This window comes from Clostridium sardiniense (assembly GCF_050584765.1).
In the GTDB taxonomy this organism is placed as follows: Bacteria; Bacillota; Clostridia; order Clostridiales; family Clostridiaceae; genus Clostridium; species Clostridium sardiniense_A.
The window spans coordinates 25,216-48,805 of sequence record NZ_JBNOOR010000003.1; the positions used below are offsets into that span (position 1 = coordinate 25,216).

Annotated in this window: 18 protein-coding genes and 1 pseudogene; 4 read left to right on the forward strand and 15 right to left on the reverse strand. The window is 30.0% G+C overall.

The features are described from left to right. The 8 genes from pth to purR form a co-directional block, all read right to left on the reverse strand. Positions 1-576: an aminoacyl-tRNA hydrolase gene (gene pth / locus ACQPUW_RS14000; protein WP_430838114.1), complete on the reverse strand. Its 576-nt coding sequence runs from the start codon at positions 574-576 to the stop codon at positions 1-3. Between the two features lie 134 nt (positions 577-710). Next, positions 711-1,802, reverse strand: coding sequence for a S1C family serine protease (locus tag ACQPUW_RS14005; RefSeq protein WP_430838115.1), 1,092 nt, complete (start codon positions 1,800-1,802; stop codon positions 711-713). Positions 1,803-1,816: 14 nt separating this feature from the next. After that, entirely contained in the window at positions 1,817-3,235 is a 1,419-nt protein-coding gene (locus ACQPUW_RS14010) for an ATP-binding protein (RefSeq protein WP_430838116.1), read from the reverse strand. Continuing rightward, positions 3,236-3,922 (reverse strand): response regulator transcription factor, encoded by a 687-nt coding sequence (locus ACQPUW_RS14015; RefSeq protein WP_221861351.1) that lies wholly within the window; start codon positions 3,920-3,922, stop codon positions 3,236-3,238. A gap of 218 nt (positions 3,923-4,140) precedes the next feature. Continuing rightward, positions 4,141-5,100, reverse strand: a complete 960-nt coding sequence (locus ACQPUW_RS14020) for a ribose-phosphate diphosphokinase (protein WP_430838117.1) — start codon at positions 5,098-5,100, stop codon at positions 4,141-4,143. A gap of 59 nt (positions 5,101-5,159) precedes the next feature. Continuing rightward, positions 5,160-6,530, reverse strand: coding sequence for a bifunctional UDP-N-acetylglucosamine diphosphorylase/glucosamine-1-phosphate N-acetyltransferase GlmU (gene glmU / locus ACQPUW_RS14025; RefSeq protein ID WP_430838118.1), 1,371 nt, complete (start codon positions 6,528-6,530; stop codon positions 5,160-5,162). Positions 6,531-6,772: 242 nt separating this feature from the next. Beyond that, positions 6,773-7,048 (reverse strand): septation regulator SpoVG, encoded by a 276-nt coding sequence (gene spoVG, locus ACQPUW_RS14030; protein WP_430838119.1) that lies wholly within the window; start codon positions 7,046-7,048, stop codon positions 6,773-6,775. Between the two features lie 125 nt (positions 7,049-7,173). Further along, positions 7,174-7,989: a pur operon repressor gene (purR, locus tag ACQPUW_RS14035; protein WP_430838120.1), complete on the reverse strand. Its 816-nt coding sequence runs from the start codon at positions 7,987-7,989 to the stop codon at positions 7,174-7,176. 258 nt (positions 7,990-8,247) lie between these two features. Between purR and murC the strand changes: the two genes are divergently transcribed. Continuing rightward, positions 8,248-9,624, forward strand: a complete 1,377-nt coding sequence (murC, locus tag ACQPUW_RS14040; protein WP_430838121.1) for a UDP-N-acetylmuramate--L-alanine ligase — start codon at positions 8,248-8,250, stop codon at positions 9,622-9,624. A gap of 11 nt (positions 9,625-9,635) precedes the next feature. Here murC and ACQPUW_RS14045 read toward each other — a convergent pair whose 3' ends face one another. Then, positions 9,636-10,199, reverse strand: a complete 564-nt coding sequence (locus ACQPUW_RS14045; protein WP_430838122.1) for a YdcF family protein — start codon at positions 10,197-10,199, stop codon at positions 9,636-9,638. A gap of 223 nt (positions 10,200-10,422) precedes the next feature. Between ACQPUW_RS14045 and ACQPUW_RS14050 the strand changes: the two genes are divergently transcribed. After that, positions 10,423-11,241, forward strand: a complete 819-nt coding sequence (locus ACQPUW_RS14050) for a purine-nucleoside phosphorylase (protein WP_430838123.1) — start codon at positions 10,423-10,425, stop codon at positions 11,239-11,241. A gap of 50 nt (positions 11,242-11,291) precedes the next feature. Beyond that, on the forward strand, positions 11,292-12,518 hold the full coding sequence (locus tag ACQPUW_RS14055) for a NupC/NupG family nucleoside CNT transporter (protein ID WP_430838124.1): 1,227 nt from the start codon (positions 11,292-11,294) through the stop codon (positions 12,516-12,518). A gap of 194 nt (positions 12,519-12,712) precedes the next feature. On the opposite strand, the pseudogene ACQPUW_RS14060 reads toward ACQPUW_RS14055, so the two are convergent. The 5 genes and pseudogenes from ACQPUW_RS14060 to ACQPUW_RS14080 form a co-directional block, all read right to left on the reverse strand. Next, a pseudogene (locus ACQPUW_RS14060) lies at positions 12,713-17,605 on the reverse strand (immunoglobulin-like domain-containing protein); the annotation flags it as partial. A 736-nt stretch (positions 17,606-18,341) separates the two neighbouring features. Further along, a complete protein-coding gene (locus ACQPUW_RS14065) occupies positions 18,342-19,376 on the reverse strand; it encodes a DUF4179 domain-containing protein (RefSeq protein WP_430838125.1) in 1,035 nt (344 codons plus the stop codon). 8 nt (positions 19,377-19,384) lie between these two features. Then, complete coding sequence (locus ACQPUW_RS14070) at positions 19,385-19,915, reverse strand: sigma-70 family RNA polymerase sigma factor (RefSeq protein WP_430838126.1); 531 nt, start codon at positions 19,913-19,915, stop codon at positions 19,385-19,387. A 147-nt stretch (positions 19,916-20,062) separates the two neighbouring features. Then, positions 20,063-20,941 (reverse strand): ion channel, encoded by an 879-nt coding sequence (locus ACQPUW_RS14075; protein ID WP_430838127.1) that lies wholly within the window; start codon positions 20,939-20,941, stop codon positions 20,063-20,065. Between the two features lie 54 nt (positions 20,942-20,995). Further along, positions 20,996-22,075, reverse strand: coding sequence for a M24 family metallopeptidase (locus tag ACQPUW_RS14080; protein ID WP_430838128.1), 1,080 nt, complete (start codon positions 22,073-22,075; stop codon positions 20,996-20,998). A gap of 156 nt (positions 22,076-22,231) precedes the next feature. Between ACQPUW_RS14080 and ACQPUW_RS14085 the strand changes: the two genes are divergently transcribed. After that, complete coding sequence (locus ACQPUW_RS14085) at positions 22,232-22,930, forward strand: metallophosphoesterase family protein (protein WP_430838129.1); 699 nt, start codon at positions 22,232-22,234, stop codon at positions 22,928-22,930. A 98-nt stretch (positions 22,931-23,028) separates the two neighbouring features. On the opposite strand, the gene ACQPUW_RS14090 is transcribed toward ACQPUW_RS14085, so the two are convergent. Next, positions 23,029-23,505 carry a cytochrome b5 domain-containing protein gene (locus ACQPUW_RS14090; protein ID WP_430838130.1) on the reverse strand — a complete coding sequence of 159 codons (477 nt, stop codon included), beginning with the start codon at positions 23,503-23,505 and terminating at the stop codon, positions 23,029-23,031. Between the last annotated feature and the right edge of the window lie 85 nt (positions 23,506-23,590).

The window sequence follows — 23,590 nt, forward strand, 5'->3', positions numbered from 1 at the left end:
TTAAATACTTTTCTTTGCCTTAAATCCATTATATTTATTCATTGCTGAACTTGTATCTTCTTTTAAAATTATATCTACTGAAAGCTTTGCAGCTTCTAAACTTTCTTCTAAAATTTCATTTTCTTCTTTTGAGAATTTACCTAATACATGATTAACTAAATCCCCTTTAGGTTGTCCTACGCCAATTTTAATTCTTGAGAATTCATCACTTCCAAGGTGTGCTATTATACTCTTAATTCCATTATGTCCACCAGCACTTCCCTTTTCTCTTATTCTAAGCCTTCCAACATCTAGACTTATATCATCGTATATTACTAATATATCCTCATTTGTAAGTTTATAAAAATCTATAACTTCCCTTACACACTCTCCACTTAAATTCATATATGTAGTTGGTTTCATAAGAATAACCTTTTCGCTTCCTATAAATCCTTCTCCATATTCACCTTTGAATTTTTTCCTATTTATATCTATATTATACTTCTTAGCTATATAATCTATAGCCTCAAATCCTATATTATGTCTAGTATTATCATACTTTTCACCTGGATTCCCAAGTCCAACTATTAAAAACATGTAATCTCCTCTTTCTAGCTTAATTATATATTATAATCTTTTCACTATAACCATACATCTATTCAAATACTACTTAATATTATACTAAATTTTTGCAATAATAAAGAGGCTTTCAAAAAAAGCCTCTTTGTTATTTATATAGCCATATCCAATTTTTGCATTTTGCCATCTCTTAAAATTTGAAGTTCTATCTTATTATCTTTTTTAGAATTTTTAATAATATCCATTAAATCATCATAGGATAATATAGGTTTCCCATTGGCCGTCAATATTATATCCGTAGGCTTAAGTCCACTCTTTGCAGCCTTTCCATCTTCACTTAAACTTTCAATATAGAAACCTTTTTTATATTCATTATCTACTTCAACTTCTGACCCTCTTATTCCTAAAACATCTGCATCTTTTATTATTTCATTTGTAACAGCTTTTAGTGCCTCACTACTTACAGCAAAGAATAACTCATCTCTACTATACTTATCAGTTAAGTACTTACTATTTATTCCAATAAGTTCACCACTTGAATTGCAGAGAACTCCACCATAATTTTCTTCATTCATAATAGCACTAGTTTGAATTGCTTCATAGTCACTATCTCCAACCTTAACATTATGGTTTGTTGATGTTATTATCCCTGGTGTAATAAGACCAATATAACTATCACCATTTGAATTTCCTAAAGCATAAACTATGTTTCCAGGCTTTATAGATTTATCATCAGATATCTTTATAGGGCTTAAATCATTGGCTGATATTTTGACTAATGCTATATCAGCATTTTCATTATATCCTAGCACAACTCCCTTCATCGGTTTAAATCCTTTTGAAGGTAATTCTACAAAAATGTTTTTATAATCTTTTATATTGCTATATGAAGTTGCTATAAGCCCATCCTTTGCAATAACCACTCCAGTTGAATTTGTATTTGGTAATTTATGTGGTTCTAAATTACTAACACTATCTCCTACAGTAACTAAAGATGGCGCCACTTCGCTTATAGCTTTTTTTATATTTCTTTCTGTTATAGCCCCTGACTTTATGTTACTTATATCATTATCTTGATTTATATTGCGTACGTTTAATTTATTTAAAACATACTCTACTGATATTACTCCAGTTAGCACTGCTACTAATAACACCGCTAATACTATTAGAATACTTTTTCGTGTAATAAATTTCTTCTTACTTTTTATATTTATAGTACCGTTTTTATCTTTACTATTTTTCATATACGTCACCAAACCTATTTTTTAGTTAAAGTAAATGTAAATATAACACCAGTATCTTTATAATTTTCAACCCAAATATCTTCACCATGTTCTGTAAGTATCAATCTTACTATTGGCAATCCAAGTCCTGTACTCACTTTATTCGTTCTAGAGACATCAGCCTTATAGAATCTATCCCAAATCTTAACTAATTGCTCTTGTGTTAGGGTTTCACCATCATTGTAAATACTTACAAATACTTTATCCCCCTTTGACTTAGTGTTAATTCTTATATTACCATTTTCATGGCTATACTTAACGGCATTATCAATTAAATTTGTAACTACTTGAGTTATTCTATCATTATCACCAATAACATATTGATGTTCTTTTTCTAATACAACATCAACGATTAGGCATTTATTATTTATTGATCCCTCAAATTTAGCAATAGTATGCCTTATTAAATTACTTATATCCAATTCTTGTTTATTAAGTCTTATCTTTCCTGCTTCTAAGCTTGATATATCTAATAAGTCATTTATAAGCCTTGATAATCTATCTGTTTCTTCATAAACAATATTAAGATAATATCCTTCTTTATCTCTAGGAATTACTCCATCTAGAATTCCTGATATAAAACCTTTTATTGATGTTATGGGCGATCTAAGTTCATGAGATACGTTTGATATAAATGCCCTTCTATTATCATCAACTTGCTGAAGTGATTCTGCCATTGTATTAAAAGATTGTGCAAGCTCACCTATTTCATTATTAGCTTTTACCTCAATCCTTTGATCTACACCACCTTTAGCTAACCTTCTAGCTGCTGTAGCCACTTCATCTATTGGTTCTATTAATGATTTCTTACTATATAAGTAAAGTACTATTCCACCTAAAACAATAGCAATTATAGCTGTAACCCAAATTACTTCATTAACTCTTATTATAGGATCAAGAATACTATCTATAGGTATTACCATAACTATAACTCCACTAAAATAATCCTTATTAAATATTGGTTTTAAATAAACATAATCATTTTTTGTTGAAGTTTTTATACTACCATACTCTATAGCTTTACCTTGTTTTAAAACATCCATATCTTCCTTAGGAATTCCCAAATTAGAAAACTTATAACTTTCATGTTCACTACTAGATACCGCATATGTATATCCTAAGTTGTCAGTAATTAATATCTCTGCATCTACTGATTTACCAACGAAATCCATTACGTTTTTTAGAGTTGTTAAATTTGAACTTTTATCTAACGTTAAATACGATATAGCTGCACTCTCAATAATTGTACTTTCTTTATTAAGCTGATCTTTCTTTTGATCAAAGTAGTATCCTTTAAACCAAATAGATAATACTCCAGCAACTATTACTAATGCAATGGCTAAAATTAAAGTAAAAGTTATTATAAGCTTATAAGCTAAGCTACTTTTTTTCATCTATTTCACCTCGAATTTGTAGCCAACCCCCCAAACAGTTTCTATTTGCCATGTATCTCCTGAGTGAAGTTTTTCTCTTAATCTCTTAACGTGAACGTCAACAGTTCTTGAATCTCCTGGATAATCATATCCCCAAACTTCGCATAATAACTGTTCTCTTGTGAATACTCTATTTTTATTACATGCTAAGTAATATAATAGTTCGAATTCTTTAGGTGGCATTTTAACTTCATTATTTCTATATATAACTCTGTATGAGTTAGCATCAATTGTTAAATCATTATATTGGATTACTTCCTTATTTGTGTTATCTGCTGTATATCTTCTCATTACAGCCTTAACTCTTGCTAGTAATTCCTTTGGTTCAAATGGTTTAACTATGTAATCGTCTGCTCCAAGTTCTAAAGCTAAAACTTTATCAAATGTATCTCCCTTAGCTGTAAGCATTATTACAGGAGTTGTTCCTTCTTTTCTTACCCACTTTAATACATCTATTCCATCTATGTTTGGTATCATAACATCTAATAATACTATGTCAGGTTTATAATCTAAAAATAATTCTTCTGCTTCTTTACCATTATGTGCAACTCTTGTATCATATCCTGCACTCTTAACATACATATTTATAACTTCGCAAATATTTTCATCATCATCAACTATTAATACTTTTCCTAAAACGCCTTCCATCTCGGCACCTCCATGCTTAATATTGCTAGTTCCCCATTCTATTAGTTAACTACCAATTATAAATTTATCATTTTTTGTTGCTTTTTAATATAGTTTTGTCTAAAAGTTACAAATTATTAACTATAAATCATTATTTTGATAAAATTTAAAACCTCTAGTTAATTTTCTAGAGGTTTTAAATCTAATAATTTACTTATTATATCTTATGTACTAAAATTTTATGCTTCAAATAATTTACTTATTGGTTCGTCATCATATATTCTTCTTATTGCTTCTGCAAATAATGGAGCAACTGATATTGATTTGAACTTTTCTTTATCTACACCCTCTGGTAATTTAATTGTGTTAAGCATAACTAGTTCTTCTATTGCTGAATTATTTATTCTTTCAAATGCTGGACCTGATAACACTCCGTGAGTACAACAAGCATATACATTCTTAGCTCCTAATTCCTTTAATGCATTTGCTGCATTTGCAATTGTTCCAGCTGTATCTATCATATCATCTATTAAGATACATTTCTTTCCTTCAACATCTCCAATAATATTCATTATTTCAGATACATTTGCTTTAGGTCTTCTTTTATCTATAATCGCTATTGGTGCATGTAATCTATCAGCGAATTTTCTAGCTCTTGTAACACTTCCAAGGTCAGGTGATACAACCACTACATCATCTTGGTCTGCTAATCCCTTATCTACAAAATATCTTGAAAGGATTGGTGAACCAACTAAGTGATCAACTGGTATGTTGAAATATCCTTGAATTTGAGCAGCATGTAAATCCATTGTTAGAACTCTATCTGCTCCAGCTGTAGTTAAAAGATCTGCTACTAACTTTGCAGTTATCGGATCTCTTGACTTAGCTTTTCTGTCTTGTCTTGCATATCCATAGTAAGGAATAACTGCTGTTATTCTTCCTGCTGATGCTCTTTTAAATGCATCTATCATTATTAATAATTCCATTAAGTTATTATTAACAGGTGAACAAGTTGATTGTACTATAAATACGTCAGCACCTCTTACAGTTTCTCCAATATTTACTGATATTTCTCCATCACTAAAAGTTCCTACATCACCAGCACCTACTTTTAGTCCTAATATTTTAGCAATCTCTTGCGCTAACTCTGGGTGTGAGTTACCTGTGAATATTTTTATATTCTTTACATGACTTAACATAATTAATGAAGACCTCCTCAAACTTTAGCTCTTTAAATTGTATATAAATTTTTAATTATCTACTTCTTTAATCCTTTTTTCTCTACCCATCCTTTGATGTTTCTTTGCTTAGCTCTAGCTATTGCAAGATCTCCTTCTAAAACATCATTAGTTATTGTAGAACCAGCCGCAATATAAGTATTATCATGAACTGTTACTGGTGAAACTAAATTAGTATTACATCCAATAAAGCTATGATCTCCTATTATTGTCTTGTTCTTTACTTTACCATCATAGTTAACTACAACTGTTCCACATCCAAAGTTACATCCTGATCCAACTTCTGCATCTCCAATATAAGTTAAATGTGATACCTTTGTACCATCTCCTATAGTTGATTTTTTAATTTCTACAAAATCACCTATTCTTGCTTTTGAACCTATCTTACTTTCAGGTCTTATATATGCAAATGGCCCAACTGTTGTGTTATCTCCAATTTCACTATCTAATATTACTGATGATTCAACAGTAACACCTTCATTTATCTTACTATCTTTAATTCTACAATTTTGCATAATTAAGCAGTTTGATCCTATTATAGTTTTTCCTTCTAATATTGTTCCAGGATAAATAACTGTATCCTTTCCAATTTCAACATCTATACCTATATAAGTAGCTTTTGGATCTATTAGAGTAACTCCATTATCAAGGTGTGACTCATTTATTCTATTTCTTAATATTTCTTCTGCTTCTGCTAATTGAGCTCTTGAATTTACTCCTATTGTATCTTCGTAATCTGTAACAACAGCTCCAATTTTCTTTGCTTCATCTTTAAGAATACCAATTACATCTGTAAGGTAATATTCTCCTTGGTTATTATTATTTGAAAGTTTTTCTAATGAATTAACTAATTCCTCTATATCAAAGCAGTACATAGCTGCATTCATTTCGTTAACTAATAACTCATCTTCATTACAATCTTTATGTTCAACTATCTTTAAAACATAGCCATCTTCATCTCTTATTATTCTTCCATATCCTGTTGGATCTTCTACCATCGCACTTAATAATGTAGCAGCATTTTTATTTTCTTCATGCTCTTTTATTAAGTTTTCTATAGTGGCCTTTTTTGTTAATGGCGCGTCACCTGCAAACACTACTACAGTTCCTTTTTTACCTCTTAAGAAATCGGCTGCACACTTAACCGCGTGTCCAGTTCCCAGTTGTTCTTCTTGCATAGAATATGAAACGGCTCTATCTTTAGTACCTTCCTTTACAAGTTCAGCACCTTTTCCGATTATTACATTTACATCTTCTATTTCTGCTTTTCTCATGTTATCTATAACATGGTTAACCATTTCCTTACCGCAAACTTTATGTAGCACCTTCGGAATATCAGATTTTATTCTCTTTCCTTGACCTGCTGCAAGTATTAATGCACATTTATACACTTTACCACCTCTATTATGATACTTTTTTTATTAAATAGTATATATTATTTGCTCTCTATATTCTTAAATCAAACTATTTCTATTTTATTATATTTCAATCAATCTTGTATTTCAACCTCTGTAAACTTTTAAATAAATTATTTGCCTACAATATTTAATTTACACTTTCCAACATTCGTATTTCCAAGTATTTTAAAACAAAAAAATAAAAGGGAATTACCCTTTTATTTTAAGCCTTAATATTATTCTGCATTTGCGTCTTCTGTTAACGCTTTATCATATGCTTCAAGAATAGCTGTTTGTATTGTTTCTCTTGAGTCTGTGTTTATAGGATGTGCGATATCCTTAAACTCTCCATCAGGAGTCTTTCTACTTGGCATAGCGATAAATAATCCATTTTGTCCCTCAATAACCTTAATATCGTGAACCACAAATTGGTCATCAAAAGTGATGGATACTATTGCTTTCATTTTTCCATCCGTAGCTATCTTTCTAATTCTAACGTCTGTAATTTGCATTTGACTACACCTCCAGTTGCCTTGATGGTATTATAATTCTCCATAAGTTGGCAATTTCCTCTTTTTATTTGGAAATATTTTAAAAAAATAATTTATTTTTTACTCTTCGGTGTAATCTGTATACTCTATTTGAATATTTTTGATGGACGAACATCTATTATTGATGATTCACTAACTGAATGAAGCTCTACTATAGATGCATATTCATCAACAAGTTTCTTCTTTGCTTCCTTACTATCAACTAAGACCCCAATTCCAACAAGTTCACTATCGAACTCTTTTAAAAGGTCTTTTATTCCAAGTGCAGTTCCGCCACCTTTCATAAAATCATCGATAAATACACATTTTGAATTACTCTTCATTGATTTCTTTGAAAGAGACATTTGTTGAAGTCTTCCACTCGTTCCTGATACATAATTTATTGTCATTGTAGTTCCTTCTGCGAACTGATTATCTCTTCTTGCGATTACGAGTTGAACTCCTAAGTTTCTAGCAACTTCATAAGCTAAAGGTATACCCTTAGTTTCAACTGTTATAACGTAATCTATCTCCATCTGCTCAAACCATGATGAAAGTATAGTTCCTGCTCTGCTTATTATTTCAGGGTTATACATTAAGTCTGTCATATAAATTATATTTCCAGGTACGACTCTTCCATCATCTTTTAAAAGATCACATAATTCTAGCGCAAATTCTTTTCCTTTTTCAATACTCATTTCTGGAACGTATCTTATACCTCCAGCGGCACCTGATATTGTTTCTACTCTTCCCATTTTAAGTTTTTCTAATATTTCTCTAACTATAACTATATCTTCACTTATCGTTGATTTAGCTGCATTTAATAATTCTGAAAATTTATTTAATCCAATAATTTTATTTGGATTTTCCATTAGTATTTTTGTTATTACAACAACCCTACTATTTCTACTCAATTTTTCCATTAAAATCACCTACATTTTCCATAATCGTACGAAATTGCACGAATTATTTTTACTTTTTACCATCTTAATATTCATATTTTATTCTATATTTTATCCCAGTGCAATATTTTTTAGCTACTTATACATTAATTATTTTTAAATTCTTTTTAAATATGGGTTTATTTTCTAAAAAATTTTCAATTCTTAATTGTTTTGTTGTGTTCAATTAATTAAAAATGTATATAATTATAAATGAACTAATAAAAAGGGGTTGATTTCATGTCATTTGATTTTTTAAAAGATACTAATAAAAAAGTTCACTTTATAGGAATTGGTGGTATAAGCATGAGCGGTCTTGCAGCTGTGCTTTTAAATAATGGATTTAAAGTTTCAGGTTCTGATTCTAAAGAATCAAACATCACTAATAGCTTAAAAGCGAAAGGTGCAGAAATTCACATAGGTCATAGAAGAGAAAATATTCAAGATGTTGACTTAGTTGTGTATACTGCTGCTATACCTCAGGATAATCCTGAAATTGTAGAAGCCAAGGATAAGAATATTCATCTTATGGATAGAGCTGAATTCTTAGGACATATCATGAAGGGACATAAATACAATGTAGCAGTTGCTGGTACTCATGGTAAAACAACTACTACAAGTATGATTACAAATATAACTCTTAAAGCTGAGCTAGATCCAACAATTCTTGTTGGTGGAGAAGTTGATGTAATTGGTGGTAACTATAGAATAGGAAGTAGCGAATATTTTGTAACTGAAGCATGCGAATATAAAGAGTCATTCTTAAGATTCTTCCCATACATAGGAATAATTCTAAATATAGATGCAGATCATCTTGATTATTACAGAGATTTAAATCATATTACTGAAACATTTAAAAAATTCTCAAAGTTAATTCCTAAAGATGGATACTTAATCGGCTACAATGAAGATAGCAATGTAGCTAAAATCTTAGAAGAAGCTGATTGTAATGTATTAAGTTATGGCTTCTCTAATGCTAGAGTAACAGCTAAAAATATTGAATACAACAATATGGGATGTGCTTCATTTACAGTTTGCAAAGATGGAGAGGAATTATTTAATCTTAAATTAAACATGCCTGGAAAACATAATGTATTAAATGCATTATCTAGCGTTTGTGTTGGTTTAATCTTTGGACTTTCATATGATGATATAGCTGAAGGATTAGCTGAATGTAGAGGGGCTCATAAGAGATTCGAGTACAAAGGTGAAGCTAATGGAGTAACTGTAATAGACGACTATGCTCATCACCCAGTTGAAATAAAAGCTACTCTAAATACAGCTAAAAAGATACCTCACGGAAAAACATTCTGTGTTTTCCAACCACATACTTATACTAGAACAAAGACATTATTTGATGATTTTACTACAGCATTTAATGATGCAGATGAACTAGTATTGATGGACATATATGCTGCAAGAGAAAAAGATACTGGTCTTGTTTCTTCTGATGAATTAGGAGATGCTATAAGAAAAACTGGTGTTAAATGTACAAATGTACACTCTCATGATGAAGCTGTAGAGTATATAAAGCAACATATAAACTCTGGTGATATGTTACTAACAGTTGGTGCTGGAGATGTTGTTATAGTTGGAGAGAAATTCCTAGAAAAATAATAAAAAAGTGGCTAACTAGCCACTTTTTTTATTTTATACTGGATAAAACTAATAATGAAATCTTTAATGTATGCAGGAACTTCTCTTATAATGGCAAATATCTCATACCTCCCATAATAATTACAATTCTTTCCTTCAAAAGTTGCTTTTAATTTTATATTCCTACAAATCATTTTTATTCTAGCTAAATGATAACCATCAGAAACAATAACAGCACTTTTAAAATTATTTATATCCATTATATTTTTTGAAAACTTTAAATTATCATAAGTATTTATTGCTTTTTCTTCTACATATATGTATTCGCTAGGTATTCCAAGTCCTATAAGCATCTCTTTCATACCTAATGCTTCCGTTATTTCTCCTCTTCCTTTTCCAGTTGCAATAATATGCTGTGCAATATTGTTTTTGTATAGCTCAATTGTTTTTTCAATTCTTTGACTCATAAAAAAGCTATCTAAATTGCACCCTAGTACCACTATTACATCACTTTTTTCTCCTCTACTTCTATAAGAAGTAATGATAATATCTAAAACTATTAATATTGTTATTGTAATAAATGCTATAAATATCATTTTCAACCACCTACCAGACGAAATAGTATATACTAATATATTCATTTAGATACTATTTGGGTTATATTCGCCATTTTTTTATTTATTTCGCTAAAATTTAATTTTTGTATTTAAATTTGTTTAATTTTATTCTATAATTTAATATGACAAAATGAAAAATTATGCTTTTTGCTATAAGCAGTAAAGTAATAATTAAAACGAAATATTTATAGGGGTGATTAAAATGGATTTATCAAACACCATTAAGGCTACTTCAGATTACATACTTGCAAAAAGTAAGTATAAACCTGAAATTGGACTTATACTTGGATCAGGTTTAGGATCTTTAGCTGATTTAATTGAAGAACCTGAATTTTATCCATATGAAGAATTACCAAATTTCCCTGTATCCACTGTAGAAGGTCATGCTGGCCGTCTAGTTATAGGAAAACTTGAAGGAAAAGTTGTTGTTGCAATGCAAGGAAGATTCCATTATTACGAAGGATATTCAATGCAAGAAGTAACATTTCCAGTTAGAGTAATGCACCTTTTAGGCATCCAAAAGTTAATCGTTACCAACGCAGCTGGAGCAGTTAATACTGACTTTAAGCCTGGTGACTTAATGATCATTAATGATCAAATTAACTTCTCCGGTGCAAATCCTTTAATAGGAAAAAACTTAGATGATTTTGGTCCAAGATTCCCTGATATGTCTACAGCTTATAAGCCACAGCTTAGAGACCTTGCAAAAAATACTGCAAAAGATTTAGGAATAGACATAAAAGAAGGAGTTTATACTATGTTTAGTGGGCCTACTTATGAAACTCCAGCCGAAATTAGAATGGTAAGATTTATGGGTGGTGATGCTGTAGGAATGTCTACCGCACCAGAAGTAATTGTAGCCAATCATTCTGGCATTGAAGTTTTAGGGATCTCATGCCTAACAAATATGGCTGCTGGAATTTTAGAACAACCACTTAACCACGAAGAAGTTATAGAAACTTCAACTAAGGCTAGAGATAGCTTTATGACTTTAACTAGAGAAATAATCAAAAGATTATAAAAAAGCTAGAGTAAAAATGACTAAATTTTACAAACAAAGGAGAAATAACATTGAGTAGATTTATAGGATTATTAGGAGTCGCTGCAATTATCGGAATAGCTGTACTATTCTCAGACAACAGGAAAAAAATTAACTGGCGTTTAGTTGGGATTGGTCTTGGACTACAAGTAGCATTCGCATTATTAATATTAAAAGTACCTGCTGGTAGAGCATTCTTTGATTTTTGTAGTAAAGCTATAACTAAATTACTTGACTTTACACTTGAAGGTTCTAAGTTCTTATTCGGTAACTTAATGAACCAAGATACTTTTGGAATGATATTTGCACTTCAAGTACTTCCAACAATTATCTTCTTCTCAGCATTAATGGGAATACTTTACTATTTAGGAATTATGCAATTTATAGTTAAAATAATAGCTAAGGGACTTTGTAAGTTACTTGGAACATCAGGTGCTGAAACATTAAGTGCTGTTGGTAACATATTCTTAGGTCAAACAGAAGCGCCACTTCTTGTTAAACCGTTTATAAAAGACATGACTAAGTCAGAACTTATGGCTATCATGGTTGGTGGTATGGCAACAGTTGCTGGTGGAGTTATGGCTGGATATGTTGCAATGGGAGTTAATGCAGGTGACTTACTTGCTGCAAGTATAATGGCTGCTCCTGCTGGACTTATATTAGCTAAAATATTAGTACCAGAAACTGAAGAACCAAAGACAAAAAATACTACAGATATTCAAATAGAACAAACAGCATCAAACGTTGTTGAAGCCGCTGCTAATGGAGCAAGCGAGGGATTAGGTCTTGCATTAAACGTTGCTGCTATGCTTTTAGCATTCGTTGCACTTATCGCTTTACTTAACTACATATTAGCTTCACTTGGTGGACTCGTAGGATTCCCAGATCTTAGCTTCCAATGGTTATTAGGTAAGATTTTCACACCTTTAACATTTGCAATGGGTATACCAACTAGCGATTTAGGAACTGCTGGTAGCTTACTTGGTCAAAAGGTTATGATTAATGAATTCGTTGCTTACTCAGAATTATCTAAGTATATCGCAGCTGGAACATTACAACCTAAAACAGTCCTTATATTAACTTATGCTTTATGTGGATTTGCTAACATCAGCTCAGTTGCCGTACAAATTGGTGGTATCGGTGCTTTAGCTCCAGAAAAGAAAGGTTTAATTGCAAAGTTAGGATTTAAAGCATTATTAGGTGGTGCACTTGCAACTTGTTTAACAGGAACAATTGCTGGTATCCTATTCGCAATATAACATATAGATTGAACAATACTTTTAGTATTTAAAGAAACAAGAGTGTCGATAAAATCGACACTCTTTTGTTTTCAAATAAAATATTTTTTAAATTATTTAGTTTTCTTTCTTAGTGCAAAATGTACTTGGAATTCTATAGTTTATTTAGTAACTAAAGCACTTCCTAAAGCAATCTAATCTTACTTACGTTTTTTCTTTTTTAATACTAATGCGCCACCTAGTGAAGTCATAATCGCTCCTATATATGATAATGTATCTCCATAACCTGTCTTAGGCAATTCTTTTACTTTATCACTTTCATTCGAATTATTTGAATTGTTTATAGTATCTTTATTTTCATTTGGATTGTTTATAGTATCTTTATTATCCTCCTTTGGATTTACTGTTACTGTTATTGTTTTTATTCCAGTTGCTCCTTGCTTATCTGTAACTTCGTATGTTACTTCATATTTTCCTGGAGTATTTGTATCTACTGTATTTTTTATAACTTTGATATCCTTTGTTAAATTCCCGTCTTCCTTATCTTCTGCTGTCACTCCTGCTAATGGGTCAAACTTATCTCCTACTGTTATTGTTTCATCCTTTGCATTTATTGTTGGTACTGCATTTATGCTTGTCCATTTAAGGTTTACTGTCACAACTCTCTTTGCTGTTGTAGTGTTTCCATCAGCATCTGTTACTGTGTAAGTTAATTCGTACTTTCCAGGCTTATTTACATCTACAGTTCCTGTTACTTTAATATCTTTAGTTATATTTCCATCCTCAGTATCAGTAGCAGTAACACCTGCCATAGGGTCGAATTTATCTCCTTCTTTTATACTCTCATTAACTACTCCACTTATCACTGGCTTATCGTTACTTCTAACTGTTACAGTAATAGTTTTTGTAGTTTTAGCACCTTGACTATCTGTCACTTCATAAACAACTTTGTAGACTCCGGATTTACTTGTATCCACAGTATTTTCAATAACTTTAATATCTTTAGTTACATTTCCATCTTCTTTATCAGTAGCAGTTACACCAGCTAACGGATCAAACTTGTCTCCTACTTTTATTGTTTTATTCTCCGCTGTTATTGTTGGTACTGCATTTATATTTGTCCATTTAAGGTTCACTGTTACAACTCTTTTTACTGTTGTAGTATTTCCATCCTTATCTGTTACTGTATAAGTTAATTCATACTTTCCAGGCTTATTTACATCTACAGTTCCTGTTACTTTAATATCTTTAGTTATATTTCCATCCTCGGTATCAGTAGCAGTAACACCTGCCATAGGGTCGAATTTATCTCCTTCTTTTATACTCACATTAACTACTCCACTTATCACTGGCTTATCGTTACTTCTAACTGTTACAGTAATAGTTTTTGTTGTTTTAGCACCTTGACTATCTGTTACTTCGTAAACAACCTTGTAAGTTCCAGGTCTGCTTGTATCTACAGTATTTTCAATAACTTTGATGTCTTTTGTTAAATCTCCATCTTCTTTATCAGTAGCAGTTACACTAGCTAGCGGATCAAACTTGTCTCCTACTTTTATTGTTTTATTCTCCGCTGTTATTGTTGGTACTGCATTTATATTTGTCCATTTAAGGTTCACTGTTACAACTCTTTTTACTGTTGTAGTATTTCCATCCTTATCTGTTACTGTATAAGTTAATTCATACTTTCCAGGCTTATTTACATCTACAGTTCCTGTTACTTTAATATCTTTAGTTATATTCCCGTCCTCAGTATCAGTAGCAGTAACACCTGCCATAGGATCGAATTTATCTCCTTCTGTTACACTTACATTAACTACTCCACTTATTACCGGTTTATCGTTACTTCTGACTATTACTGTAATAGTTTTTGTAGCTTTAGCACCTTGACTATCTGTTACTTCGTAAACAACTTTGTAAGTCCCAGATTTGCTTGTATCTACAGTATTTTCAATAACTTTAATATCTTTTGTTACATTTCCATCTTCTTTATCAGTAGCAGTTACACCAGCTAACGGATCAAACTTGTCCCCTACCTTTATTGTTTTATTTTCTGCTATTATTGTTGGTACTGCATTTATATTTGCCCACTTAAGATTTACTGTTACAACTCTTTTTACTGTTGTAGTATTTCCATTAGTATCTGTTACGGTATAAGTTAATTCGTACTTTCCAGGCTTATTTACATCTACAGTTCCTGTTACTTTAATATCTTTAGTTATATTTCCATCCTCGGTATCAGTAGCAGTAACACCTGCCATAGGGTCGAATTTATCTCCTTCTTTTATACTCACATTGCCTACTCCACTTATCACTGGCTTATCGTTACTTCTAACTGTTACAGTAATAGTTTTTGTTGTTTTAGCACCTTGACTATCTGTCACTTCATAAACAACTTTGTAAGTTCCAGGTTTGCTTGTATCTACAGTATTTTCAATAACTTTGATGTCTTTTGTTAAATCTCCATCTTCTTTATCAGTAGCGGTTACACCAGCTAACGGATCAAACTTGTCTCCTACCTTTATTGTTTTATTTCCTGCTATTATTGTTGGTACTGCATTTATATTTGCCCACTTAAGATTTACTGTTACAACTCTTTTTACTGTTGTAGTGTTTCCATCAGTATCTGTTACGGTATAAGTTAATTCGTACTTTCCAGGCTTATTTACATCTACAGTTCCTGTTACTTTAATATCTTTAGTTATATTTCCATCCTCAGTATCAGTAGCAGTTACACCTGACATAGGGTCGAATTTATCTCCTTCTTTTATACTCACATTACCTACTCCACTTATCACTGGCTTATCGTTACTTCTAACTGTTACAGTAATAGTTTTTGTTGTTTTAGCACCTTGACTATCTGTCACTTCATAAACAACCTTGTAAGTTCCAGGTTTGCTTGTATCTACAGTATTTTCAATAACTTTGATGTCTTTTGTTAAATCTCCATCTTCTTTATCAGTAGCAGTTACACCAGCTAGCGGATCAAACTTGTCTCCTACTTTTATTGTTTCATCTTTTGCGTTTATTACTGGAGCACTATTTATTATTACCATCTTTGGATTTACTGTCACTGTTATTGTTTTTATTCCAGTTGCTCCTTGCTTATCTGTTACTTCGTATGTTACTTCATATTTTCCTGGAGTATTTACATCTACTGTGTTTTTTATGACTTTGATATCCTCTGTTAACTCTCCATCTTCTTTATCTTCCGCTGTTACTCCTGCTAATGGATCAAACTCGTCTCCTACTGTTATTGTTTTATCTTTCGCATCTATTGTTGGTATAGAATTGTATTTTATAGGCTGTATTACCGTTCCACTAAATTCACAGTTAGCTCCTCCTATAGATACATTCTTATTAAATGTATAAGTTTCATTAATGTCATCAGTTATATTGTTCCATTTAACCTTGTTTGTATCTGAATCATATATCCCTTCATTGCTTATATCTATTGGTACAACTGCATTATTATTTTTATCTTTTATTGGATTATTTGATTCTGCATACTTTCCTACACTATATATAGAATTTAATGTTAGATCTTGGTTCTTTAAATCCAACCATGTTAAATTTGTTAGGCCCTTCAAATCACTTATATCACTTATTTGGTTATTACCTAATTCTAAATATGTTAAGTTTATTAATCCTTTTAAATTACTTATATTACTTATCTTGTTATTCCCAAGTTGCAAATTAGTTAAATTTTTTAATCCTTTTAAGTAACTAACATCACTTATCTGATTATTATTAAGATGTAAGTTCTTTAATTTTGTTAAATTATTTAGATTTTGTATATCACTTATTTGATTCGTACTTAAGTCTAAACTTATTAAATTTACTAATCCTTTTAAATCACTTATATCGCTTATTTGATTGTTACCAAGCTGTAATTCTGTTAGATTTGTTAATCCCTTTAAATCACTTACATCACTTATTTGGTTAGAATTTATCCCCAAAGCAGTCAAATTGGTAAGATTTTTTAAATCACTAATATTATTTATCTGATTGTTACCAAGCTCTAAATTAGTTAGATTTGTTAATCCCTTTAAATCACTTATATTACTTATCTCATTATTACCAAGATTTAAGTCACTTAAATTTGTTAATCCCTCAAAAGCACTTAGGTTGCTTATTTTATTAGCTCTTAATCCTAAATTTTTTAAATTTGTTAAACTACTTAAAGCACTTATATTACTTATATTATTATCACCAAGTTCTAGATCATTTAAATTTTTCAAACCCTCTAAATAGCTTATATCACTTATATGATTGTTACCAAGATTTAAATTTTCAAGTGATGTGCAATATTGTATACCTTCTATACTTTCAATATTTTTATATCTACCTTTAATATTTTTTATTGTTGCTAATTGTTCTTTTGTTATGTTCGCATCACTTGCTTGCCCTAACTCCTGATTAAGCACAGCCTTAAAGTTTACATCTGGAATATTAACATATTCCATCTTTGGATCTACTGTCACTGTTATTGTTTTTGTTCCAGTTGCTCCTTGCTTATCTGTTACTTCATATATTACTTCATACTTTCCTGAAGCATTTGTATTTACTGTGTTTTTTATAACCTTAATATCCTTTGTTAAATCTACGTCTTCTTTGTCTTCTGCTGTCACTCCTGCTAACGGATTGAACTTGTCTCCTACTGTTATTGTTTCATCTTTTGCATTTATTATTGGTATAGAATTGTATTTTATAGGTTGTGTTACTATTCCGCTAAATTCAAAATCAGCCTTTCCTATAGACAAATTCTTATTAAACTTATAAGTTCCATTAGCATCGTTAGTTATATTACTCCATTTAACCTGATTTGTATTTGAATCATATACACCTCCATTACTTATATCTGTTGGTGCAACTGAGTTGTTATTTTCATCTTTTATTGGATTATTTGATTCCGCATAATTTCCTTTACTATAAATAGAATCTAATGTTATATTTTGATCATCTAAATATACCCACTCTAACTTTGTTAGCCCCTTTATGGCGCTTATGTCACTTATTTGATTGCTTCCAATCTGCAAGATTGTTAAGTTTGTTAATCCTTTTAAATAACTTATATCGCTTATGTGATTCTCACTAAGGCTCAAAGTTTCAAGTGATGTACAGTATTGAATACCATCTATACTTTTAATATCCCTCTGTCTAGCTGCAATACTCTTTATTGTTGATAACTGCTCTTTTGTTATATTTTCACCACTTGCTTGTCCTAACTTTTGATTAAGTATAGCTTTAAAGTTTGCATCTGGAATATTAACAACTTCTGAATTAGTAGATAAATCTTGATTATCTTTTCCTATTGATTTAACTTGTGATGTTTCTGCATTTGCTATTAATGGCTGGCTTAGAAAGCTTGTACTAATGGTCATCCCAACGATTATTGAACATAATTTTTTTTTATTCATATTCTTAATTCTCCTTTAAATTATTAATACTTTACAAATCCCTTTATACAATTTGTATAATATTTTTATGTATATCTAGCTACTATTGGGTCCCTTATTTTAGTACACTTTCTATTTCATATGTAAAATTATCTATTCATTAAGTTATTAACTCTAAAAAATATAAAGATTATACATACTCGACAAATTATTGTATTATTCTACCATAATGCTTATAGTTAGTTAACCATCTTATTTTCACATTACAACATTTAATAATACTTTTATATAAATTATTTTAAATATTTACCATATAATTTTATAACTCTTACAGTAGCTCTAGTTCTCTACCTCTATATTAATAAATTATTTTATAATACAAAAAGAACTATTCTCAATATAGTATAAATTTAAAGAGTGCTTGAAATACTTCAAGCACTCTTTTTTATTTTATATTTAATTGTGTCTCTAGTTCTTTAAGTTCCTTGTTATTGTAGAAAATTTTAGTTTTAATATCCTTTGAATCCTTTATTTTATTATCAAGTTCAAATCTAAATTTATACTTTCCGAAGTTACCAGTTATATTTGAAGCTATAAAATCATATTTTTTACCTTTATTATCTTCTACGATAACTTTTAATTCCTCATAATCTTTATTTAATTCTCCCTTTATATATATTGATAGTGGAGTTACTACTATTGATTCTACATTTACTCCATCTTCACTTTTATCCACTTTATACTCTTTAATATCCTCTCTTAATTTTTCGTTAGATATAGGAATATTAAACTTCCAATTAGCTTCTTTTCCATCTATATCTTTATTTATATTTATTTCTATATTAAAATCCTTAGCGTTTTTACCTATGAATTCTTTTGATATATTATTATCTATAAACTTTTTTGATCCATTAGTATTTAATATATCATCTAACCATCCTTCTTCTACATCATAGCTAAGAACTCCAATTTGGTTTCCTTCTTCATCTAAATTCCAATATTCGCCTGATGAGGTGCTTACACTTTTATTATTTATTTTTATTTTAGTCTCACCTAAATTATTTGTTTGAAGGTTAAACCCTTTAGTATCTATTAGATGTTGTTTATCATTCTCAGCTTCAAGCTTATAAGCAATATTAATCTTATAGCCATCAAATACAACACTTGTTATAGTTACCTTCATACCTTCACTACTTTGTGCCTCATTAAGTCCTGTAGCATATTTATTATAATTATCATTAAATCCTAGAAATGAATATACTATATCTTTAAAATCTCTTCCAGTTGCATAACTTGTAAAGGTCACTCCAAAGCTTGAAAATACTATAAATCCTATAGCTGCTACGGCAACTGTTCTCTTCCATCTATTATTTTTCTTCTTATCATTTAATAGTTCTTCTATCTTTTTATCTAAGTTTTCTGGTATTTCTTTAATTTCATCATTTACTCTATTTTTTAATTTTTTATCAAAGTTATCCATAATAAAAATTACTCCCTTTCGCCCAAAGCTTCTTTTAATTTCTTTTTAGCCCTAAGAAGTCTAGTCCTAACCGTCCCCTCTTTTATACCTAATATATCTGCAATATCCTTCTGCTTAAAATCTTCAAAATAATAAAGTACAACTACTTCTCTAAGATCAATTTCTAACATATTCACTGCATTTGTTATATCTAAATTCTCATATTTATCATCATGCCTTAATCCACTAAAACTTTCTGATACATCAACTAAGTTTTCCCTTTTATTGTTTCTCAAAATAATATTACATTCATTTATAAGTATCCTAATCAGCCAAGTTTTAAAATAACTATTATTTCTTAAGCTAGATATACCCTCAAAAGCCTTCATTATGGTATTTTGAATTGCATCTTCAATATCACATTCTCTTTTAAGCATTCCTCTTGCCACTTTATAAAGTGATAACTTATTTTCACGTATAAGCTCGCTAAAAGCATCCCGCTCTCCACTTTTAGCTTTTCTAACAAGCCTCTCTTTTCTAAATATAGCTAATTGCATCATTTCACCCCCAACTAAACCCTCTATGTAGTTACGTAACTATTTATTAGATAACTTTATATATTAAAATGTTCTCACATATAAACATTTTTTTAAATAAAAAAAGCTAAAAGATAATTATAATTATCTTTTAGCTAATATAATTTTTTCTCACTTCTCATCAGTATTTGAAAGTACACTACTTAAAAATACAGTTAAACATACAACACTTGTTATTGAAATCACTATTGTTATAATCTTACCTGCTATAGTAAGTGGAACTATATCCCCATATCCAATAGTCGTAAATGTAACTATAGTATAGTAAAACAAATCAAAATCTGATGGATTGTTAGAGAATGATCCTGGAATACCACTATTTATTAAGTTTACAGCTAAAAATAGATTTAAAACTATCATAATTAAAAGCAAAACTGACGCTATAACTACGCTATTTCTTTGTCTCCCAGTTCTTCTCGCTCTCGTTTTGCTATGAACATCTTTAGGGTTTCTTATAAGCTTTATCAAAACTTTCATATTTAAATAATAAGACATGGCAAGACCAATAAGCCCTGTAATATATGTATTCTCAAAATCAGCAGGGAACATTATTAATGTAAAAAAGTATGTGCTTACAATAAAGTATGCTATTAAAAGCTCTGTTTTTAAATTTCTATTCTCTATTTTTGTTATAAATAATTGGATATTAGTTAGTACAAGAAGTAAATAACCTATTGATAAATGAACTGCAAGTACAATTCCTATTATAAGTATTGGAATCACAAAAGTTTTTTTTGTAATTTCATTATCCATACTTCTAAATGCTATACCTAATGCACCTATTATTGTCATTATTTCAGCAAAAATAAAAAATGATCCTTGAAGCCATCTTGTAACTTTTGACTTTTCTTTAAATAAATCTAAATACGTAACGTTTATTTCTATAAATAAATTCTTTATTATAGTAATTACTCTCGAATTATTTTCTCTATTACTAAACATGGCCCCTACAGCAATTATAGTACATAGAAATATCATTAATCTTCCCATAAATTCACCTTAAAGTTACAGGAGGAATTATTATAAATAACTCCTCCAAAATTTTTATTTTATAACTGTTAATTCTTTAGTTACTTTATTTAATCTTTCGCATCCATCTTCAGTAACTAACACTAAATCTTCTATTCTTACTCCTATGTTACCACTTAAATATACTCCTGGTTCTATTGAGAATATCATTCCTGGCTTAACTTCATTGTGATTTACTCCGCTTACATCACCAAAGTCATGACAGTCTATTCCTATACAATGTCCTGTTCTATGTGTAAAATATTCTCCATATCCTTGCTCTGTAATATAACTTCTTGCGGCGCTATCTATATCTGAGAACTTAACTCCTGGCTTTATCATAGCAATAGCTCTTTCATTAGCTTCTCTTACTATGTTATATATCTTTTTATGCTCTTCTGATGGCTCTTCCTTAAAGAATACTGTTCTTGTCATATCTGAGCAGTAATCATTATAAACTCCACCCATATCTATTACTATGCTATGACCCTTCTTAAGTACTGAAGCATCAGTGCTATGATGTGGATCTGCTCCATTTGGTGAAACCGCAATAATAGGTGAGAATGAGAATTTATGAACTCCGTTTTTAGCGTATAATTTTTCTAATAATTCTACACATTCTATTTCTGTCATTCCTTCTTTTAAGTTGCTCCATAAATCCTTCATAGTTTCATCATTTCTCTTTGATGATTCTTTCATTATAGCTATTTCTTCTTCATCTTTTATCATTCTTAAGTTATCAATTATTGGTGATGCATTTTTATACCCTTTAGCTGCATTTAAATCCATTAATGATAGTAAGAAATGTGATGCCCAAGTTTTATCTATTCCAAGTTCTTTATCCTTGTCAACATATTTTGCTAATACTTCTGTTGGATTTTCAGTATCTACATACCATACTAAATCCATCCCTAAATCTTCTTCGACAGGGAATAACTTATTTATAACTAACTTATGATCACCATTTGATTTAATAAGTAATGCTATCATTCTATTTCCTGGATGAAACCACTTTCCTGTTAAATAGAAAAGTGATGATGGTGATGAAACTATCATCTGTGATAAATTATTCTTTTCCATTTCTGATATAACTTTTCTAATTCTATTTTCTTTCATTCTTCTTCCCTCCGTTTATTAATTTTTTTCTATTACTTATTATAATATACTATTATGAATAAATTACAAATCATAACAACTTAAGTATTATTTAATAAATATAAATTAATCTAAGTGCTATAATATTATTAACATAATAATTAGGAGGATATACACATGAAAATAGCAGTAATCTCAGATATACACGGAAATCTTTATGCACTAATGAGAGCTTTAGAAGATATAGAAGATCAAAAAGTAGATACTATAATTTGCTTGGGTGATTTAGTAGGATACGGACCTCATCCAAATGAAGTAGTTGCAATGATAAAAAGAAGAAATATTATTTGTTTAAAGGGTAATTATGATGCCTCAGTTGTAGATGAAAATTACACTTTTATAAGAGAAAATAGTATAAATTCTTTCTCACTACCTTGGGCAGTAGATGAACTTAGGGCTATAAATAGATTTTATTTAAATTCACTTCCAACTTCTATCACATTAGAATTTGAAGGAAAGAAAATTTTATTTGTTCATGGAAGTCCAAATAAAATAAATGAATATATGTTAGAAGATGGAGATAACACTTCTGAGATTATGAAGAATATAAAAGAAGATGTTTTAGTATGTGCTCATACTCATATACCATCAGTGAAGCATTTTGGAGACAAGCTTTTTGTGAATGATGGTAGCATAGGAAAACCTAAAATAGGTCGTCCAAATCCAACCTACTGCATATTAGATGTTGAAAATAATAGACCTGTAAAAGCTGAAATAAAAGAAATTACTTATGAAGTTAAAAGAATAGTAAAAGATATGACAATGCTTAAATTCCCTGAAAGTTTAATAAGGTCTTTTGAGACAGGCGTAGAATAACTAAGCTAAAAATTATAATGAGGGCTTATATAATAGAATCATAAATTATAATATCATATTTATATAAGCCCCTTTGTCAATTGCAAATCACAAATACTCTACTGTCTTAATACTCCAACCTTCCTCAAATTCATAAGTACTTTCCTGTCTCCATTGTGACATTCTTTAAAATTTTTGCTTCCATCTGTTCCAGGTTTTACTCCAAAATGATTTCCATCTTCAAATCCCATAATACCTGTCACATCATAAACAGTTCCATCTATAGCTATATAAGCTGGTGCTCCATTTTCACCATTGTATTTTGATAAATCCATCATAGTAAATTCTCTACCTGCTCTATCAGGCTCACTAGGTTCTTCGTTAATCTCTCTGTAACCTCTATATCCTCTAAAGCTATTTTCTTCTACTTCAATATCTAATTTCTTTTCTTCCTCTAATATGATATCTAAATCTTCAATTACATTCTTGATATCTTCTAAAATTTCCTCTCTATCTTCTTCTCCTCTGTAAAAAAGTCTGTTCTTTAATTCATTAAGCTCGCTATTTTTCTTCATTATAAGCTTCTCAAGTATCATAAAACTTCTCCTAATAATATTAATATATAAGTAATATATGCTAAGTAAGTTGCATTTGTTAGAAAAGTATTGTAAAATCAATTTA

What these genes read in the sequence shown, in the direction of transcription:
- ACQPUW_RS14005 (WP_430838115.1), bottom strand. Translation starts at nt 1,802, where the DNA reads ATGAAAAATAGTAAAGATAAAAACGGTACTATAAATATAAAAAGTAAG.
- murC (WP_430838121.1), top strand. Translation starts at nt 8,248, where the DNA reads ATGTCATTTGATTTTTTAAAAGATACTAATAAAAAAGTTCACTTTATA.
- pth (WP_430838114.1), bottom strand. Translation starts at nt 576, where the DNA reads ATGTTTTTAATAGTTGGACTTGGGAATCCAGGTGAAAAGTATGATAAT.
- ACQPUW_RS14010 (WP_430838116.1), bottom strand. Translation starts at nt 3,235, where the DNA reads ATGAAAAAAAGTAGCTTAGCTTATAAGCTTATAATAACTTTTACTTTA.
- ACQPUW_RS14070 (WP_430838126.1), bottom strand. Translation starts at nt 19,915, where the DNA reads ATGATGCAATTAGCTATATTTAGAAAAGAGAGGCTTGTTAGAAAAGCT.
- ACQPUW_RS14085 (WP_430838129.1), top strand. Translation starts at nt 22,232, where the DNA reads ATGAAAATAGCAGTAATCTCAGATATACACGGAAATCTTTATGCACTA.
- ACQPUW_RS14045 (WP_430838122.1), bottom strand. Translation starts at nt 10,199, where the DNA reads ATGATATTTATAGCATTTATTACAATAACAATATTAATAGTTTTAGAT.
- ACQPUW_RS14090 (WP_430838130.1), bottom strand. Translation starts at nt 23,505, where the DNA reads ATGATACTTGAGAAGCTTATAATGAAGAAAAATAGCGAGCTTAATGAA.
- purR (WP_430838120.1), bottom strand. Translation starts at nt 7,989, where the DNA reads ATGGAAAAATTGAGTAGAAATAGTAGGGTTGTTGTAATAACAAAAATA.
- ACQPUW_RS14065 (WP_430838125.1), bottom strand. Translation starts at nt 19,376, where the DNA reads ATGGATAACTTTGATAAAAAATTAAAAAATAGAGTAAATGATGAAATT.
- ACQPUW_RS14015 (WP_221861351.1), bottom strand. Translation starts at nt 3,922, where the DNA reads ATGGAAGGCGTTTTAGGAAAAGTATTAATAGTTGATGATGATGAAAAT.
- ACQPUW_RS14020 (WP_430838117.1), bottom strand. Translation starts at nt 5,100, where the DNA reads ATGTTAAGTCATGTAAAGAATATAAAAATATTCACAGGTAACTCACAC.
- ACQPUW_RS14080 (WP_430838128.1), bottom strand. Translation starts at nt 22,075, where the DNA reads ATGAAAGAAAATAGAATTAGAAAAGTTATATCAGAAATGGAAAAGAAT.
- ACQPUW_RS14050 (WP_430838123.1), top strand. Translation starts at nt 10,423, where the DNA reads ATGGATTTATCAAACACCATTAAGGCTACTTCAGATTACATACTTGCA.
- spoVG (WP_430838119.1), bottom strand. Translation starts at nt 7,048, where the DNA reads ATGCAAATTACAGACGTTAGAATTAGAAAGATAGCTACGGATGGAAAA.
- ACQPUW_RS14075 (WP_430838127.1), bottom strand. Translation starts at nt 20,941, where the DNA reads ATGGGAAGATTAATGATATTTCTATGTACTATAATTGCTGTAGGGGCC.